This is a genomic window from [Pseudomonas] carboxydohydrogena (assembly GCF_029030725.1).
Classification (GTDB): domain Bacteria; phylum Pseudomonadota; class Alphaproteobacteria; order Rhizobiales; family Xanthobacteraceae; genus Afipia; species Afipia carboxydohydrogena.
The window spans coordinates 2,812,105-2,826,746 of record NZ_CP113162.1; the positions used below are offsets into that span (position 1 = coordinate 2,812,105).

Sequence of the window (14,642 nt, forward strand, 5' to 3'; positions counted from 1 at the left end):
CACACAGAAATCTAGGCGGCCACCACCGGCGCTTTGCGCGCCATACCATCGAACAGATCGAGCATGCGCCCGCGCCATGCATGGATCAGGTCGTCGGGCTTCAGCAGTTCGAACGGGCTCGTGACCCGCGCCCACTGGAACGGGCCGAACACAATATAATCGGCATAGTTCGGCTTCGCGCCGCCGATGAAAGGCTGCGTGCGCAACGTCATGCGCAAGGGATGCAGCCATTTGTGCAAACTATCGAGACGCTGCTCGCGCCCCGCGACCACTTCTTCCAGCGGCCTGCCCATGTTCTTCTCGCGGGTCCGGCGGAAATAATCCTTGTCGCCCGCATCGAGCTGGTCGTGGATGTCGGCGATGATGAACGGCGCGATCTGACCGACCGAGACATCGCTCCAGTTGTTGAGGAGGCGCGCCATGCCGCGCCCACCTTCGCCGCCGAACAGCGACGGCTTGTCCGGATAAGTGTCCTCGAGATATTCCGCGATCGCCCATGAATCGTTGACGCGGGTCTCGCCGTCGATCAGCACCGGCACCTTCTCCGAGCCGAGGGTCCTGATCGAGTCCTTCTGCGCGAATCGCCACGGCACCGTCGCGAAATCCAGGCCCTTGTGGGCCAGCGCCATGCGCGTGCGCCAGCAATACGGGCTGAAGAGACGCGCGGGATCGCTGCCGGCGAGTTCGTAAAGCTGTCGTGCCATCAGTTCTTGCCCGCAACCTGACCGAACAGGATCTTCCTCGAGTCCTCGTTCACCGTCGGCGTCTTGTCCGGGTTGATCTGCTTGGCGAGTTTGTAGGCGCGCGCGGTGGCGGGGCGCGCATAGATCGCCTCGAACCAGCGCTTCAGATGCGGAAAATCTTCCAGCTTCTGCAACTGGCGCTCATGCGGCACGATCCACGGATAGCAGGCCATGTCGGCAATGGAATATTCACCGGCGATGAATTCGCGATCGGCGAGGCGCTTGTTGAGCACGCCATAAAGACGATTGGTCTCCTTGACGTAGCGATCCATCGCGTAGGGAATTCGTTCCGGCGCGTATTGCACGAAATGATGGTTCTGCCCGGCCATCGGGCCGAGGCCGCCCATCTGCCACATCAGCCATTGCAGCACGTCGAAGCGCTTGCGCATGTCGGTCGGCAGGAACTGTCCGGCCTTCTCCGCGAGGTAGATCAGGATCGCACCCGATTCGAAAATTTTCACCGGTTCGCCGCCATCCTTCGGCGCGTGATCGATGATCGCGGGCATGCGATTGTTCGGCGAAAACGCGAGGAATTCCGGCTTGAACTGATCGCCCTTGCTGATGTTCACCGGCACGATCTTGTAGGGAAGCCCGCTCTCCTCCAGGAACATCGTGATCTTGTGGCCGTTCGGCGTGGTCCAGTAGTAAAGGTCGATCATTTCGGGCGTCCTGACGAGAAAAGACAGATTCATGCGAATGCATGAACTTTGCGCGATTGCCCCTCGAAGTCAACCAGAACGCCCCACGCTCACCGATTGTTCATCGCCGGACTGCGAACAGAGTCCCGCATTGAACCGCTGCGTTCCCGATGAGACAAACAACGAGTCGCCTTGATCAAGAATCTGCCGAGGACGCCATGACGTATTCCAGGACCGATCTGCAAGCTGCCTCCGAAGCCGGCATCATTTCGTCCGGACAACTGGAGACGTTGCTGGCGTTCCTGCAATCGCGCGGAACGGCTTCGCCCTCATCTCCGAAGTTCGATGTGGTGCATGTGTTGTGGTACGCGGGCGCGCTGATCGTGATGGCCGCCATGGGGTTGTTCAGCACGCTGGCGTTCTCGCAGATGGGCGGACAGGCGCTCACCGCGACGGCGCTCGCCTACGCTGCGCTGTTTGCATATGCCGGTCATTATCTCTGGACGGTGAAGAACCTGCGCACGCCTGGCGGACTGCTGATCGCGGTGGCAGTGTCGATGGCGCCGCTGGCGGTTTACGGCATTCAGGATTCGCTCGGCCTATGGAGCAAATTCGGCAAACCCGGCGCCACGCGTGACTTCTACATCTGGGTGCGCGGAAGCTGGATCTTCATGGAGATCGCGACCATCATTGCGGCGGCGCTGGCGCTGCGGTTCTACCGCTTTCCCTTCATCGTCTTTCTCGCCGCGTTCGCTTTGTGGTTCCTGTCGATGGATATCGTGCCGTGGATCACAGGCTCCAGACTCCGCGATTTTGAAACCGCGCGGATGGTGTCGATCTGGTTCGGCCTCGCCATTCTCTGCATTGCTGTTGTGGTGAATACGTATCAGCGCAGCGGCGATTTCGCCTTCTGGCTTTATCTGTTCGGCGTGCTGACGTTCTGGGGCGGCATTTCCGCGACCTCGGGCGGCACCGCGCTACAAAACGCTCTTTATTGCGCGATGAATGTCGGCTTCCTGTTCCTCGCCGTGTTCCTGGGCCGTCGCGTGTTCGCGGTGTTCGGCACCATCGGCATCGCCATATATCTCGGCGATCTCGCCGAGAAGGTATTCAAGGATTCAATGCTGTTCCCGTTCGCGCTGTCGCTGATCGGCATCGCGATCATCGCTTTCGGCCTCTATTACCACCGCCACCAGACGGCCATCGCGAGCTGGATCGATGCGCGGATGCCGGAAACATTGAAACGATTGCGGCCCGCGAACGCCACCTGAACCCTTTTCCCGCGCGCCCTGCGGCCCCATATTCCGCGCATGGCGAAAAACCCCGATTCCCCGAAAAAGCCGGCGAAAACGCCAAAATCCAAAGCCCACCGCGCCGATGTGAAACCCATCGGCCCAGCGCTGGCGGAGCTTTTGAATCCGGCGATCAATCGCGGCGAGAGCGGCATGGGTTCGGGCACCGGCCTGCAACCGCCGCCGGACAATTCGTGGGATCGCCGCAATGGCGGCGAAGCCGCCGCGCATCGGGCGCGCAAATCGACGCCGAAGACATTCGATCAGGACAACAAAACGCAGACACACGGCTTCGGCGAAGCTCCGCAAGCCAATTACGGCACCAGCGCCCCCATTCCGACGCTCGACCCCGAACTCGCCAGGCAGCTCGGTTACGATGTCGATGACGACGATGCCTTCAAACCGGCACGCAACAAGATGGAGTCGCTCGGCGTCAAGGCGACCGCCGAAGCGCTGGAGTCACTTATTAAAGAGGGCCGCCCTGAATTCCGTGGCGACAAGATCTGGACGCCGCATCGCCCGCCGCGCCCGGACAAATCCGAGGGCGGCGTCCACTTCGAGCTGAAATCCGAATACCAGCCGAAGGGCGACCAGCCGCAGGCGATCGCCGAACTCGTTGAAGGCATCAACCGCAACGACCGCACGCAGGTGCTGCTCGGCGTCACCGGCTCGGGCAAGACCTACACCATGGCGCAGGTGATCGCGGCAACGCAGCGCCCGGCGCTGATCCTTGCGCCGAACAAGACGCTGGCGGCACAGCTTTACGGCGAGTTCAGGAATTTCTTCCCCGACAACGCGGTCGAATATTTCGTCTCGTATTACGACTACTACCAGCCGGAAGCCTACGTTCCGCGCACCGACACTTATATCGAGAAGGATTCCTCGATCAACGAGCAGATCGACCGGATGCGCCACGCGGCAACGCGCGCGCTGCTGGAACGCGACGATGTCATCATCGTCGCCTCGGTGTCGTGCATCTACGGTATCGGCTCGGTCGAGACCTACACCGCGATGACCTTCTCGCTGAAAAAGAGCGAGCGCATCGATCAGCGTCAGATCATCGCCGATCTCGTGGCGTTGCAATACAAGCGCACGCAGGCTGACTTCACGCGCGGCACCTTCCGCGTGCGCGGCGACACCATCGACATCTTCCCGGCGCACTATGAAGACCGCGCGTGGCGCGTGAACCTGTTCGGAGATGAGGTCGAGAGCATCGAGGAGTTCGACCCGCTCACCGGCCACAAGAGCGACGAGCTTGAATTCGTCAAGATTTACGCGAACTCGCACTACGTCACGCCGCGCCCGACGCTCATTCAGGCCATCAAAGGCATTAAGACCGAACTGAAATGGCGGCTCGACCAGTTGCACGCGCAGGGCCGCCTCTTGGAAGCGCAACGGCTCGAGCAGCGCACGACGTTCGATCTCGAAATGATGGAAGCGACCGGAAGCTGCGCCGGCATCGAGAATTATTCGCGTTATCTTACCGGCCGCAAACCGGGCGAGCCGCCGCCGACGCTGTTCGAATATGTGCCGGACAACGCGCTGGTGTTCGCGGACGAAAGCCACGTCACCGTGCCGCAGATCGGCGGCATGTTCAAAGGCGACTTCCGCCGCAAGGCGACGCTCGCCGAATACGGTTTCCGCCTGCCCTCCTGCATGGACAATCGTCCGCTGCGCTTCGAGGAATGGGACATGATGCGCCCGCAATCGGTCGCGGTGTCGGCGACGCCCGCCGCGTGGGAGATGAACGAGAGCGGCGGCGTGTTCGTCGAACAGGTCATTCGCCCCACCGGGCTGATCGACCCGCCGGTCAACATTCGTCCCGCGCGCACGCAGGTGGACGACCTCCTCGGCGAAGTCCGCGCCACGGCGGCGAAGGGCTATCGCTCGCTCATCACCGTGCTGACCAAGCGGATGGCGGAAGACCTCACTGAGTATCTGCATGAGCAGGGCATCCGTGTGCGCTACATGCACAGCGACATCGACACCATCGAGCGTATCGAGATCATCCGCGACCTACGGCTCGGTGCATTCGACGCGCTGGTCGGCATCAACCTGTTACGCGAGGGTCTCGACATCCCCGAATGCGCGCTGGTCGCGATCCTCGATGCCGACAAGGAAGGCTTCCTGCGTTCCGAAACGTCGCTGATCCAGACCATCGGCCGCGCCGCCCGCAACGTCGATGGCAAGGTGATCCTCTATGCCGACCAGATGACCGGCTCGATGCAGCGCGCCATCGCGGAGACCGACCGCCGCCGCGAGAAGCAGGTTGCTTACAACGAGGCCAACGGCATCACGCCGGAGAGCGTGAAGAAATCCATCGGCGACATTCTCAATTCCGTCTATGAGCGCGACCATGTGCTGGTCGAAGTCGGCGACGGCGGCATGGCGGACGATGTCATGAGCATCGGCCATAATTTCGAGGCGGTGCTGGCCGATCTCGAAACCCGCATGCGCGATGCGGCCGCCGATCTCAACTTCGAGGAAGCCGCACGGCTACGCGACGAGGTCAAGCGTCTGCGCGCGACCGAGATGGCGGTGGTGGACGACCCCACCGCGAAGCAAAAGGCTGTCACCGGCAAGGCAGGTTCTTACGCGGGCGCGAAGAAATACGGCGACAGCGCCAATTTGCCGCCGAAACAGAAGTCGCGCATCCACAAGCCCTCGCTGGATGAAATGGGCATCGCCACCTGGCACGAGGTGCTGCCGGACCGCAAAGGCGCGAAGCGCCCGCGCAAGCCGACGCTCGATGAAATGGGACCGGGCACGGAAAGCAAAATCTACAAGCCGAAATCGATGCGCGACGGCGGCCAGGAATTCGGCGGAGTCGTCAAGGGCCCCTCACCGCGCTCAACCGGCGGGGCACCGGGACACAGAGGTGGGTGGAAGAAGAGGTAGCCAAATTGGTTTCTTGATAAATCTCAAAACGCCAACGTATGCTGGCGTCGATGAAACTTGGATTCGAAGAACCTCAATCTTCCTACTCCAGCGGCTCCCAGAACGCTCGTGCCTGGACCGAACGCTGGGTCCGCAGTCGGGCTTATTGTCCAAACTGCGGCAATGAAAAGCTAAGTCCTTTTCCCAACAATCGCCCTGTTGCGGATTTCTTTTGCTCATCCTGTAAAGAGGAATTTGAACTTAAGAGCAAGAAAGGGAATTTCGGCTCAAAGCTTGTCAACGGGGCTTTTAAAACGAAATGCGAACGTCTAGCCGCGAGTAACAATCCAAACTTCTTCCTGATGAACTACGATCTCCAGACGCTCGCAGTCGTCAATCTGTTCATTGTACCCAAGCACTTCTTTGTGCGCGAAATCATTGAAGAACGGAAGCCGCTAGCAGCTACAGCACGACGAGCGGGTTGGGTGGGCTCGAACATCCTTCTCGGCCGCATCCCCGACACCGGTAAAATTCATATCGTTCAGAATGGTCTCGTTCGCCCGAAAGACGTCGTTCTTGAGGAGTGGCAAAAAACACTCTTTCTCAGACAGGAATCGCAAGAAACCCGCGGATGGCTTCTTGATGTCATGAGGTGCGTAGAATCCCTCAGGAAACCCGAATTTACTTTGGAGGACGTCTACGCCTTCGATCGTCATCTGGGCCAACTTTATCCCGGCAATCAAAATGTTCGACCGAAGATAAGGCAACAACTTCAATATTTGCGCAATCGCGGCTACATTGATTTCGTTGGGCGCGGCAATTATCGATTGCGATCCTAGGACGCAGCCATGGCTTGGTTTCTTAACCACTACAAGTGCGAACGCTGTCATCGCCGTTGGTCGGATGAATGGTCCTGCATGTGCGACGACACATGCCCGCACTGTGGAGCAAGAGACATGACTCCCGCGACAAGCGATGACCTTACGACGTTAATTGAGAAGACCGGCAGCGAATTTGTCGTGTTCTGGTCGCCGGAGACGGCCGAACACGACCCGGCCTATCGCGAACTCGGTCGATTTCCGACTGAGCAGCAAGCTATTGAATTCCTATCGTAGGATTGAACTCTATCTGCTTACCCCACCCCCGGTGCCTCATGCCCGGTGCGCGCGACATATTCCGTATAGCCGCCGCCATATTGATGGATGCCGTCGGGCGTCAATTCCAGCACGCGATTGGAGAGCGCACCGAGGAAGTGACGGTCATGCGAGACGAACAGCATCGCGCCCTCATACTGCGACAGCGCCGTGATCAGCATTTCCTTGGTCGCGATGTCGAGGTGGTTGGTCGGCTCGTCCAGCACCAGAAAGTTCGGCGGATCGTACAGCATCTTCGCCATCACGAGCCGCGCCTTCTCGCCGCCGGAGAGCACGCGGCATTTCTTCTCGACGTCGTCGCCGGAAAAACCGAAGCAGCCGGCCAACGCGCGCAACGACCCCTGCCCGGCCTGCGGGAATGAATCCTCCAGCGACTGAAACACGGTGCGCTCGCCGTCGAGCAGATCCATCGCATGCTGGGCGAAGTAGCCCATCTTCACGCTGGCGCCGACCGCGACATCGCCCTCGTCCGGCTCCGACGCGCCCGCGACGAGTTTGAGCAGCGTGGACTTGCCCGCGCCGTTGATGCCCATCACGCACCAGCGCTCGCGGCGGCGGACCTGAAAATCCAGCCCGTCATAGATGCGCCGTTCGCCGTAACCCTTCTGCACGCTTTTCAGCGTCACCACATCCTCGCCCGAACGAGGTGCTGCCGGAAAATCGAACGACACGGTCTCGCGGCGCTTCGGCGGATCGACGCGCTCGATCTTGTCGAGTTTCTTCACCCGGCTCTGCACCTGCGCGGCATGCGAGGCACGCGCCTTGAAGCGCTCGATGAACTTGATCTCTTTCGCCAGCATCGCCTGCTGGCGCTCGAACTGCGCCTGCTGCTGCTTGTCGGCCAGCGCGCGCTGCTGTTCGTAGAATTCGTAATTGCCGGAATAGGAGGTCAGCGTGCCGCCGTCGATCTCGATGATCTTGTTGACGATGCGGTTCATGAACTCGCGGTCGTGCGAGGTCATCAGCAGCGCGCCGTCGTAATTCTTGAGAAAGCCTTCGAGCCAGATCAGGCTTTCGATGTCGAGATGGTTCGACGGCTCGTCGAGCAGCATCACGTCCGGCCGCATCAACAGAATCCGCGCCAGCGCCACGCGCATCTTCCAGCCGCCGGAGAGATTGCCGACATCGCCGTCCATCATTTCCTGCGTGAAGCTCAGGCCCGCGAGCACCTCGCGCGCCCGGCTTTCCAGCGCGTAGCCATCAAGCTCCTCGAAACGCGCCTGCACCTCGCCGTAACGGGTGATGATCTCGTCCATCTCGTCCATGCGATCCGGGTCGGCCATCGCAGCTTCGAGTTCCTTCAACTCGGCCGCGACTTCGCTCACCGGCCCGACGCCGTTCATCACCTCGGAGACGGCGCTGTGCCCCGCCATCTCGCCGACGTCCTGGCTGAAATAGCCGATGGACACGCCGCGCTCGACCGCGACCTGGCCTTCGTCGGGCAGTTCCTGCGCGGTGGCGAGGCGGAACAGCGTGGTCTTGCCCGAACCGTTGGGGCCGACGAGGCCGACCTTCTCGCCCTTAAGGAGAGTCGCCTGCGCCTCGATGAAAATGATCTGATGGCCGTTCTGCTTGCCGATATTGTCGAAACGAATCATGACGCCGTTGAATGATGAGAGATGAAAGGATTTGCGCAGGCTCTTAAGCCATGCGGAGCGTTTGCGAAAGGGCGCAGTTCCCTTGCAAAGGGCCACGGCGCAAATTTCAGAATTACGACAGCATTGCGGCACCGCGCATGAGAAATATTTGTGCATGGCGTGAGGCACCGAGGGCTGAACCGCACCTCCGAAACATGTTATTAACCGCCATCGTTTGAGGTCGGCGGCCTGTGGCCCCGTCTTGCGAGAAACCGATGATCTCTTTGTTTGCCAGAGTTCCGCGCCAGATCCGGGCGGACTGCGTTTTGCCTGCCGCGCTGCTGATGCTGTCAGTGGCGACGGCGCACGCACGCGCGCAGGACGATGAATCCAGCCAGCCGGCGCAGACCCAGGACGAGGCGGCTGCGGACGTGCCGGAGCCGACCGCGTTCGAATGGAGTCTGCTGGATCCCTCCATTCCGGTGACGGCCGACAAGACATATAAATATCGCGCGCCCGCAACACTGTCCGGACCCGCCGCGAACTGGGATCGCACGGTGAAGGACGACGGCGGCTCATCCATGACCGTGAAACAATCGGTGCTGCCGTTCGCGGACGCCAAGGTCGGCGCCGACATGAACGTCGCGCCCGATGGTCCGGTGACTTCGGGCGAACTGCTCGCGCGTCAGGCGCAGGGCGATACGTCATCGCTGCAATCCGGCGGCAGCCTCTGGGCGACCATGAGCGCGCCCGGTGTCGCCGGCATCTGGGACAAGACATCGCTCAACGCGCGGATCGATCCGTCCGCCGACCAGAACAAGATCGGCACCGCGATCAGCAAAACGATCCCGATGGACAACAACCAGTACGCCCTCACCGTGCAGAACGGTTATGCCGTGGTGCAGCCGCTGGATACGCCGATCGCGGGCCTTGGGCCGCGCACGGGCCGCAGCATCGAAGTCGATCGCTCGGCCAAGCTCGAATTCCGCGATACCGGCACGAGCCTGATCGCGGGCGAGACCCAATCCTCGCTGGATAATAAGTGGCTCGGCCGTGTCGGCGCGGAACAGAAGCTGTTCGGCGGCGTCAGCATTTCGGGTACCTATGCGCAGACCGCCGACGGCTTCGACAACAAGAGCCTCACCGCCGGATACAAATATCACTGGTAGCAGCGTTCCCGGACACCGGCGGGAACCCGTTCATTTCGCAATACGATGTAAATGCGAACTTAACGCCGGCACGGCCGCGACAGCCATATCGTCTTGTCCACAAAAGGCGCGGACGATGACCCCAGTCCTGCCTCGTTATGGTCACGATCCGTTGAAGTAATGCGGCCTCAGCTTCGTCGTGCGGGGGACAACCGCTCGCAAGCCTTGCGAAAAGGAGAAAGCCGATGAACGCCATGCCGTCAGAAAAAATCGAGACCAACGAAATCGACGACAATCTCGCCGCCGTGACCGATGTCGAGGCCGGCATCCGCGATTTCGTCCGCAACGATATCGCCTACCTGCGCAAGACGCCTTCGATCCTTCACTCCGGCGATGCGCCGGATGCGGCTGCCGAGGCCACCGTCAACAACGTCAACACGCTGATCCAGCGTGTCGCCGGTGCCTCCGCAAGCGAGATCGATACCCTGATCGCCGAGCTCGAGAGTCTGCGCGGCTTCATGCATGAGGAAGGCCAGCGCGTGCAGCGCGAACTGGCGAGCTTCGCCCAATTGAGCCAGACCGCGATGAAGTCGACCCGGATGATCTCCGACAGCATCGCCCAGTGGAAGCGGCCGTCCGAGCAATAGGACCCGCCCCATGATCGGCAGGGCCGCCCGTCCATCCGGTGCGGCCCCGTTGCCGGTTTGAACCCGCAGCGCGTCTCACGCGACTGAATGAATGCGCCATCCCGGCGCGTCATACAGGGTCAAACCGTGAAGATCATCAAGCCCGATACCGCGGAGCCGATTCCGCTTCCGTCCTCAAGACAGAACATCGCGATCATCCTGATCCGCTTCGTGCTGTTTCTCGCCATCGCAGTCGTGGTGCTGTCGCTTGCCTACATCAAATAGCCCCTCGAAAAAGAACGCCGTTGCGGCTTTCTCCGGCGCATCCGCCGTGCGAGAATTGAATCAAACGCAACAGGGGATTTGCGCATGTTTCAGATCAACGATCTTTTCCAGTGGGACCGCTTCATCACGCCGACGATCATCAAGACCTTCTACTGGCTGGTGATCGCGCTCGTCATTCTCGGCGGCATCTCGGGGATTTTCGGCGGGCTTTTGCAAATGGCGATCAGCCCGTTCGCCGGATTCATCATGGTGCTGATGGCGATCGCGGGCGTCGTCGCGGGCGTGGTGTTCTCGCGCATCGTCGCCGAATTCGTGCTGATCGTATTCCGGATCAACGAACACCTCGGCGCGATCCGCGAGCAGGGGCGCACCGACACGCAGCCGCGGTTCTGAAACCGCGGCATTCCATTCAATCAGGTATTGAACCGGAAGTGCATCACGTCGCCATCGGCGACCACGTATTCCTTGCCTTCCAGCCGCAGCCGGCCCGCATCGCGCGCGCCCGCTTCGCCGCCCAGCGTGACATAATCGTCATAAGCGATGGTTTCGGCGCGGATGAAGCCCTTCTCGAAATCGGTATGGATCACGCCGGCCGCACCCGGAGCCTTGGTGCCCTTGGTGATGGTCCAGGCGCGGGCTTCCTTCGGGCCCACCGTGAAATAGGTGATGAGGTGCAGCAGGTCGTAACCGGCGCGGATCAGGCGATCGAGACCCGCCTCCTCCAGTTCAAGCGTTGACAGGAAGTCCGCGCGCTCCTCGCGCGACAGTGTCGCGATCTCGGATTCGATCTTGGCGGAGATCACCACCGCGACCGCGCCCTCCTTCTTCGCGTGCTCGAACACCGCCTTCGAGAAATCATTGCCGCTGGCGGCCGCGCCTTCCTCGACGTTGCAGACATAGAGAACCGGTTTCGAGGTCAGCAGGCCAAGCATGCGGAACGCCCGTTCCTCCTCCGGCTTGCGTTCGAGAAAGCGCGCGGGCTTGCCGTCGCGCAGCAGCTTCAGCGCGCGCTCGACCAGATCGAGTTGCTCCCTGGAGTCCTTGTCGCCACCCTTCGCCTTCTTGCTCAGGTTATCGACGCGCTTCTCGAGGCTTTCGAGATCGGCGAGCATCAGTTCGGTCTCGATGGTCTCGATATCGGCGAGCGGCGCGATCTTGCCCTCGACATGGGTGATGTCGGAATCCTCGAAGCAGCGCACCACATGCGCCACCGCGTCCACCTCGCGGATGGTCGCGAGAAACTGGTTGCCGAGTCCTTCGCCCTTGGACGCGCCCTTCACGAGGCCCGCGATGTCCACGAACGTCAGTTGCGTCGGGATGATCTGCGCCGACTTGGCGGCAGCGGCGAGCTTGTCGAGCCGAGGGTCAGGCACCGCGACCGCGCCGACATTCGGCTCGATGGTGCAGAACGGATAGTTCGCCGCCTGAGCCGCCGCCGTTTCCGTCAGCGCGTTGAACAGCGTGGACTTGCCGACGTTCGGCAATCCGACAATGCCGCATTTGAATCCCATGATATCCCCTCGATCGTCAGCGCCAGATCATTTGTCGCTGGTTTCGTCCTTCGGGCCGAAGCCCTTGGCGTCCATCGCAAGATGAACCTTGTTCTGAAACGCGGAGTCCTTGCCCTGCGCGAGCAGCGCGGCGTTGTCCGAAACAATACTGCACAGCGCCTCGACCCAGGGCCGCTCCGCTTTCGCGAAATCGTTCAGCACGTGGATATGCACCAGTTCCTTGACGCCGGGGTGGCCCACCCCCATCCGCACGCGCTTGTATTCGTTGCCGACATGCGACGAGATCGAACGCAAGCCGTTGTGTCCGGCGATGCCGCCGCCGACCTTGACCCGAACCTTGGCGGGCGGCAATTCGATCTCGTCGTGAAACACCACGACATCGCTCTCGCCGAGCTTGAAGAAATTCGCGGCCTCCTGCACCGCGCGACCGGATTCGTTCATGTAGGTCGCAGGCTTCAGGAGAATGACGCGCTCGCCGTCCAGCACGCCCTCGGAGGTCTCGCCCTGAAAGCGACGGCGCCACGGTGAGAAACCGGGGCGCCGCGCCATTTCGTCGAGAACCATGAACCCGATATTGTGCCGGTTGCCTTCGTACTTCGATCCGGGATTTCCCAGCCCGACGAACAGGCGCATGACTCGGGTTCTCTTGCTGGTCTCTTACTTCTTCTTGTCGCCACCGGCCGCAGGGGCCTTGGCGGCACCGGCAGCGGCGGGAGCCGCAGCACCGGCCGCAGGCGCCTTGGCCGCGCCACCCGCAGGAGCAGCGGCACCGGCCGCAGGAGCCGCTGCGGCTTCCGCGGCAGGCTTGGCTTCTTCGCCCATGCCCGACGGCGGCACCACGGTGACGAGCGTCACGTCATCGCGCGAGACCGGCTTCACGCCCTTCGGCAACTGAACATCGCTGAGGTGCAGCGAGTTGTTGATTTCGAGCTTGGACACATCGACCTCGATGAACTGCGGAATGTGCTCGACATCCGCCTCGAGTTCGACCGTGTGGTTGACGATGTTGACCGTGCCGCCACGCTTCACGCCCGGCGAGACTTCGGCGCCCTTCACGTGCAGCGGAACGCTGACGCGGATGGTCGCGCCTTCGCCGAGGCGGAGGAAATCGACATGCAGCGGAAAGTCCTTCACCGGATCGAGCGCGTAGTCGCGCGGAATCACCCGGTGCTTCTGGCCATCGAGATCGATGTTCAGCAGCGTGGTGAGGAAGTGGCCTGCGAAAATGCTCTGACGCAATGCCTTGTCGTCGAGCGAGATCGTGACCGGCGGTTTGTTGTCGCCGTAGATCACAGCCGGCACGCGGCCAGCGCGACGTTCAGCCCGAGCGGCCCCCTTGCCGGCCTTCGGACGAGCGGTCGCCTTCAATTCCTTGACGGTCGCCATAGTTGTAAGTCCTTGTTTTTGCAAAATTTAAGGGCCGCAAACGCGGCCCGTTCGATCGCCGCGGCAAGCCTCCAGGGGTGCGGGGGCCGCGAACGAGCCGGTTCTTAGCCCCAACGGCCTGAAAAGACAAGGAATGGCGCTCGAAAACCGGGCCGAATCCGCTCCGGCGCCCCCCGAAGTTTCATCGGCAAAAACGGCTGACAGGTAAAATTCTAAGGGTTCCGAAACGGTTTTGTCGGAACTTTGGCCTAGGTTCCCGGTGCCGGAAGAACGCCAGGCCCGGCAAAAATCGGTTCCAGAAGAGGCCCAGATGACGCTTGCATACAGGTCCGCCGCCAGAAGGCGCGTGCTCCTTGCATCCGACCGCAACGACCGCAGCGACGACCTCATCGCCATCCTGACCAGGGCCGGCGAGGTCGAGCGCATGACGACCGACGAGATGCCCGACAATCCGGATAATTATGCGGGCATTGTCATCGACATCGATCTGTCTTCGGTTCCAAGCGTCCAGACGGTTCGCCGCAAGCTGACCGGCAAGGCCTATCAGGGCATGCCGCGGCTGTTCGTACTGTCGGATTCACTGCACCGGGAGGCGACCCAGGCATGGTCGCTCGGCGCAACCGACACCATCCGCTGGCCGTTCGACCCCAAGACCATCCTGCAACGCGTTGCCCTCTCTTTCCCGCAGACGGAGGAAGAAACCAGCGCGAGCATCGTGCTCAGCGAAGGACTCTCCGCCGCTCAGGACGTGATGGTCCGCATGTTTGAAAAACTGCCGGCCGGCGTGCCGCTGTCCTACAGCGATATCGTCCATGCCGAGGACAAGATCCTGCGGGCGCTGCGCCGTTCCAGCCTGCGCGAATGGCTCGTCGCCATCAACAAGCATCATGTCCGCAGCTACCGTCACACGCTGTTCGTCACCGGCTATGCCGTCGCTTTCGCCCAGCATCTCGGGATGCGTAACGAAGACCAGCGCCGCCTCGCCCGCGCGGCCCTGATCCACGATGTCGGCAAGGCGTACATTCCGGCCGCGATCCTCGACAAACCCGAGGCGCTGACGCCGGACGAAGAAGCCGAACTCGCCAAGCATACGCAGATCGGCCACGACGTGCTCAGGGCGCACGGCGATTTTCCGCCGGAAATGCTCGACGTGGTGCTGCATCACCACGAACTGCTCGACGGCAGTGGCTATCCGCAGCAACTGAGCGGCGATCAGATATCCGATATCGTGCGCATGATCACCATCGTCGATATCTTCGCGATGCTGGTGGAGGACCGCGCCGACAGCCCTCCGATGTCGCATCAGGATGCGATCGCGGCGATGGAGCAGATGCAGACGCAGATCGACCAGCCCCTGCTCCAGGCGTTCCGCCCGGTGGTGCTGGCGACGTAACGGCTTTCCTGC

Annotated in this window: 15 protein-coding genes; 9 read left to right on the plus strand and 6 right to left on the minus strand. The window is 61.5% G+C overall.

The window, feature by feature from the left end:
* Positions 1 to 11: 11 nt before the first annotated feature.
* Both AFIC_RS13600 and AFIC_RS13605 read right to left on the minus strand, forming a co-directional pair.
* Positions 12 to 704 (minus strand): glutathione S-transferase family protein, encoded by a 693-nt coding sequence (locus AFIC_RS13600; protein ID WP_275246759.1) that lies wholly within the window; start codon positions 702 to 704, stop codon positions 12 to 14.
* Positions 704 to 1,402 (minus strand): glutathione S-transferase N-terminal domain-containing protein, encoded by a 699-nt coding sequence (locus tag AFIC_RS13605; protein ID WP_275246760.1) that lies wholly within the window; start codon positions 1,400 to 1,402, stop codon positions 704 to 706. Before AFIC_RS13605 ends, AFIC_RS13600 begins: the two co-directional genes overlap by 1 nt.
* 197 nt (positions 1,403 to 1,599) lie before the next feature.
* Here AFIC_RS13605 and AFIC_RS13610 point away from each other — a divergent pair, with 197 nt between their 5' ends.
* The 4 genes from AFIC_RS13610 to AFIC_RS13625 all read left to right on the plus strand — a co-directional run bounded on the left by AFIC_RS13610 (position 1,600) and on the right by AFIC_RS13625 (position 6,665).
* Positions 1,600 to 2,652, plus strand: a complete 1,053-nt coding sequence (locus tag AFIC_RS13610; protein WP_275246761.1) for a hypothetical protein — start codon at positions 1,600 to 1,602, stop codon at positions 2,650 to 2,652.
* Between the two features lie 39 nt (positions 2,653 to 2,691).
* The gene (gene uvrB, locus AFIC_RS13615) at positions 2,692 to 5,571 is read left to right on the plus strand and encodes an excinuclease ABC subunit UvrB (protein ID WP_275246762.1); all 2,880 of its coding nucleotides are present in this window, start codon (positions 2,692 to 2,694) and stop codon (positions 5,569 to 5,571) included.
* 38 nt (positions 5,572 to 5,609) lie between these two features.
* Positions 5,610 to 6,389 carry a DpnI domain-containing protein gene (locus AFIC_RS13620; RefSeq protein ID WP_275246763.1) on the plus strand — a complete coding sequence of 260 codons (780 nt, stop codon included), beginning with the start codon at positions 5,610 to 5,612 and terminating at the stop codon, positions 6,387 to 6,389.
* Positions 6,390 to 6,506: 117 nt separating this feature from the next.
* Complete coding sequence (locus tag AFIC_RS13625) at positions 6,507 to 6,665, plus strand: hypothetical protein (RefSeq protein ID WP_275246764.1); 159 nt, start codon at positions 6,507 to 6,509, stop codon at positions 6,663 to 6,665.
* A gap of 17 nt (positions 6,666 to 6,682) precedes the next feature.
* On the opposite strand, the gene AFIC_RS13630 is transcribed toward AFIC_RS13625, so the two are convergent.
* A complete protein-coding gene (locus tag AFIC_RS13630) occupies positions 6,683 to 8,302 on the minus strand; it encodes an ABC-F family ATP-binding cassette domain-containing protein (protein WP_275246765.1) in 1,620 nt (539 codons plus the stop codon).
* Positions 8,303 to 8,556: 254 nt separating this feature from the next.
* Between AFIC_RS13630 and AFIC_RS13635 the strand changes: the two genes are divergently transcribed.
* From AFIC_RS13635 to AFIC_RS13650, 4 genes are all read left to right on the plus strand, one after another.
* Positions 8,557 to 9,450, plus strand: a complete 894-nt coding sequence (locus tag AFIC_RS13635; protein ID WP_275246766.1) for a hypothetical protein — start codon at positions 8,557 to 8,559, stop codon at positions 9,448 to 9,450.
* A gap of 224 nt (positions 9,451 to 9,674) precedes the next feature.
* Positions 9,675 to 10,076 (plus strand): hypothetical protein, encoded by a 402-nt coding sequence (locus tag AFIC_RS13640; protein ID WP_275246767.1) that lies wholly within the window; start codon positions 9,675 to 9,677, stop codon positions 10,074 to 10,076.
* Between the two features lie 126 nt (positions 10,077 to 10,202).
* Entirely contained in the window at positions 10,203 to 10,340 is a 138-nt protein-coding gene (locus AFIC_RS13645) for a hypothetical protein (RefSeq protein WP_275246768.1), read from the plus strand.
* An 84-nt stretch (positions 10,341 to 10,424) separates the two neighbouring features.
* Positions 10,425 to 10,733 carry a DUF4282 domain-containing protein gene (locus AFIC_RS13650; RefSeq protein ID WP_275246769.1) on the plus strand — a complete coding sequence of 103 codons (309 nt, stop codon included), beginning with the start codon at positions 10,425 to 10,427 and terminating at the stop codon, positions 10,731 to 10,733.
* A gap of 20 nt (positions 10,734 to 10,753) precedes the next feature.
* On the opposite strand, the gene ychF is transcribed toward AFIC_RS13650, so the two are convergent.
* The 3 genes from ychF to AFIC_RS13665 are packed head-to-tail and all read right to left on the minus strand — an operon-like array spanning position 10,754 to position 13,237.
* The gene (ychF, locus tag AFIC_RS13655; RefSeq protein ID WP_275246770.1) at positions 10,754 to 11,851 is read right to left on the minus strand and encodes a redox-regulated ATPase YchF; all 1,098 of its coding nucleotides are present in this window, start codon (positions 11,849 to 11,851) and stop codon (positions 10,754 to 10,756) included.
* Positions 11,852 to 11,878: 27 nt separating this feature from the next.
* Positions 11,879 to 12,484, minus strand: coding sequence for an aminoacyl-tRNA hydrolase (gene pth / locus AFIC_RS13660; RefSeq protein WP_275246771.1), 606 nt, complete (start codon positions 12,482 to 12,484; stop codon positions 11,879 to 11,881).
* Positions 12,485 to 12,508: 24 nt separating this feature from the next.
* Entirely contained in the window at positions 12,509 to 13,237 is a 729-nt protein-coding gene (locus tag AFIC_RS13665) for a 50S ribosomal protein L25/general stress protein Ctc (RefSeq protein WP_275246772.1), read from the minus strand.
* A 310-nt stretch (positions 13,238 to 13,547) separates the two neighbouring features.
* Here AFIC_RS13665 and AFIC_RS13670 point away from each other — a divergent pair, with 310 nt between their 5' ends.
* Positions 13,548 to 14,630: an HD-GYP domain-containing protein gene (locus tag AFIC_RS13670; protein WP_275246773.1), complete on the plus strand. Its 1,083-nt coding sequence runs from the start codon at positions 13,548 to 13,550 to the stop codon at positions 14,628 to 14,630.
* The last annotated feature ends 12 nt before the right edge of the window (positions 14,631 to 14,642 follow it).

What these genes read in the sequence shown, in the direction of transcription:
- AFIC_RS13600 (WP_275246759.1), bottom strand. Translation starts at nt 704, where the DNA reads ATGGCACGACAGCTTTACGAACTCGCCGGCAGCGATCCCGCGCGTCTC.
- uvrB (WP_275246762.1), top strand. Translation starts at nt 2,692, where the DNA reads ATGGCGAAAAACCCCGATTCCCCGAAAAAGCCGGCGAAAACGCCAAAA.
- AFIC_RS13640 (WP_275246767.1), top strand. Translation starts at nt 9,675, where the DNA reads ATGAACGCCATGCCGTCAGAAAAAATCGAGACCAACGAAATCGACGAC.
- ychF (WP_275246770.1), bottom strand. Translation starts at nt 11,851, where the DNA reads ATGGGATTCAAATGCGGCATTGTCGGATTGCCGAACGTCGGCAAGTCC.
- pth (WP_275246771.1), bottom strand. Translation starts at nt 12,484, where the DNA reads ATGCGCCTGTTCGTCGGGCTGGGAAATCCCGGATCGAAGTACGAAGGC.
- AFIC_RS13650 (WP_275246769.1), top strand. Translation starts at nt 10,425, where the DNA reads ATGTTTCAGATCAACGATCTTTTCCAGTGGGACCGCTTCATCACGCCG.
- AFIC_RS13625 (WP_275246764.1), top strand. Translation starts at nt 6,507, where the DNA reads ATGACTCCCGCGACAAGCGATGACCTTACGACGTTAATTGAGAAGACC.
- AFIC_RS13665 (WP_275246772.1), bottom strand. Translation starts at nt 13,237, where the DNA reads ATGGCGACCGTCAAGGAATTGAAGGCGACCGCTCGTCCGAAGGCCGGC.
- AFIC_RS13610 (WP_275246761.1), top strand. Translation starts at nt 1,600, where the DNA reads ATGACGTATTCCAGGACCGATCTGCAAGCTGCCTCCGAAGCCGGCATC.
- AFIC_RS13670 (WP_275246773.1), top strand. Translation starts at nt 13,548, where the DNA reads ATGACGCTTGCATACAGGTCCGCCGCCAGAAGGCGCGTGCTCCTTGCA.
- AFIC_RS13605 (WP_275246760.1), bottom strand. Translation starts at nt 1,402, where the DNA reads ATGATCGACCTTTACTACTGGACCACGCCGAACGGCCACAAGATCACG.
- AFIC_RS13635 (WP_275246766.1), top strand. Translation starts at nt 8,557, where the DNA reads ATGATCTCTTTGTTTGCCAGAGTTCCGCGCCAGATCCGGGCGGACTGC.
- AFIC_RS13630 (WP_275246765.1), bottom strand. Translation starts at nt 8,302, where the DNA reads ATGATTCGTTTCGACAATATCGGCAAGCAGAACGGCCATCAGATCATT.
- AFIC_RS13620 (WP_275246763.1), top strand. Translation starts at nt 5,610, where the DNA reads ATGCTGGCGTCGATGAAACTTGGATTCGAAGAACCTCAATCTTCCTAC.